At 70.0% G+C, this 1511-nt stretch carries 2 protein-coding genes; both read right to left on the reverse strand.

Annotation, left to right across the window (positions count from 1 at the left end; translation table 11 throughout):
* Nucleotide 1: 1 nt before the first annotated feature.
* Nucleotides 2-148 (reverse strand): hypothetical protein, encoded by a 147-nt coding sequence (locus P3T39_RS37340; protein WP_280703781.1) that lies wholly within the window; start codon nt 146-148, stop codon nt 2-4.
* Nucleotides 149-248: 100 nt separating this feature from the next.
* Nucleotides 249-1454, reverse strand: coding sequence for an IS4 family transposase (locus P3T39_RS37345; protein WP_280703782.1), 1206 nt, complete (start codon nt 1452-1454; stop codon nt 249-251).
* Nucleotides 1455-1511: the final 57 nt, after the last annotated feature.

The raw sequence follows: 1511 nt of genomic DNA on the forward strand, positions 1-1511 counted from the left end.
CTTAGTAGTCCCGGGCTCGCCTGACCGTGACGGGTGGGTTGATCGGGGCGGTCTTGTGGTGTGGCGCGATGGTGACTGCTTCGACCGGGTCTCGGGTGGGCTGCGGCCAGAGCGTGTGGTCGGCTCGCTTGACGCCGAAGTTGGACATCTTGCGTTTGACGACGCGGGCGTTGGAGCGTCTGCGCCGGGTGGGCAGGAGGTGGCGGGCTATCTCTCGCAGCCCGTCGGCGAGGGCTGCGGCCAGGCGGTCAGGGGGAAAAGGCCGCCTGCGCGGCGACTTGGCGTCGCGCGAGGCGGAGGGTGCGGGTAAAGGAGAGCCGGTCAGGGTCCTCGCCGATGTCCTGGGCGGCGGTGTGCATGAGCGAGCGGATCGCGTGGTGGACGAGCAAGTGGCCCCAGACCTCCTGCTCGACACCTTCGGGTGAGCGGGAGCGCAGAACCTGAGCGGGGCCGCGCTGGTGGGTCTTCAGCTCGTCCAGCGCGGTCTCGATCTCCCACCGCTCGTTGTAGCGGGCCGCCAACTCCATTGCGGGCGCGGACTCGTGGTCGAGGATGGTGGTGATCAGCCGGTAGGGGGCGGTGTGCTGCGGGCGGCCGGGGTCGTCCAGGGTGTACTCGATGACCCGCACGACGGCCGCGTCGGCGCGCTTGCGGTCCCCGGCGGCGGCGATGTCGGACAGGTAGGAGCCGTCGGGAAGCTCCTGTCGCACGGGCAGGACCGCATTGGACTTGATACGCCACAGAAGGTCCGCTCCGCCCGCCGCAGCGGCCCGCCACTGCTCCAGGCCGGCGAAGCCACGGTCGGCCATCAGCAGATCGTCAGGCCCCAGAACGTCGAACAGCTCCCGCGCGAGCACGGACTCGGCGGTGGCGAACGGGCCCAGGGTCGCGTGAGTGATCGCGTGGGTGCCGCACTCCGCCAGCGCCACCACCCTCACCTGTGGGAACGCCGACCGCTCACCGCGGTGGGTCTTGGGGCGGCCGAACCGCGCGTCGTTCTCCTCGCTGTCCGGCACGTCGAACGTCGTCCCGTCAATGGCCATCAAACGCCAACGCCCGTACCACGCACCAGCGGTAGCCTCCGTCGCCACAGGGCCGGCGGTCTGCTCGAACAACGCCTTGAGGACCTCGGGCCCGAGCTTGAGCCGGGCCCGGGAGATCGCCGCGGTTGTAGGAACCTGCCACGACCCCGACCAGCGCCTCGCCCATGCCAGCCCCTCGGTCAGCAGCCGCGCGACCTCCTCGTACCCCTGCCCGGAGAACAGGCACATCGCCAGCACGAAATAGACCACCACCCGTGGCGGCAGCAGCCGCTGGCGCTGCCCGGTCCGGCCGCACTCCTCCACGATCCGGTCCACCAGCTCTGGCGGGAACGTGCGCGTCAGCAGACCGATCGCGATCCGGTCCGACAACCGCTCGTCCGTCGACGGCTTGACCTGCCCAGGGCGTGGCATCCAGGCACCTCCTGGACAGGCAGCCTACCAGCAAAGATCCTTAAGTCACTGGTATTG

This window comes from Kitasatospora sp. GP82 (assembly GCF_029892105.1).
GTDB lineage: Bacteria > Actinomycetota > Actinomycetes > Streptomycetales > Streptomycetaceae > Kitasatospora.

Bases quoted from the DNA above. Each gene is read 5' to 3' on its own strand.
- P3T39_RS37340 (WP_280703781.1), bottom strand. From the start codon at position 148: ATGTCCAACTTCGGCGTCAAGCGAGCCGACCACACGCTCTGGCCGCAG.
- P3T39_RS37345 (WP_280703782.1), bottom strand. From the start codon at position 1,454: ATGCCACGCCCTGGGCAGGTCAAGCCGTCGACGGACGAGCGGTTGTCG.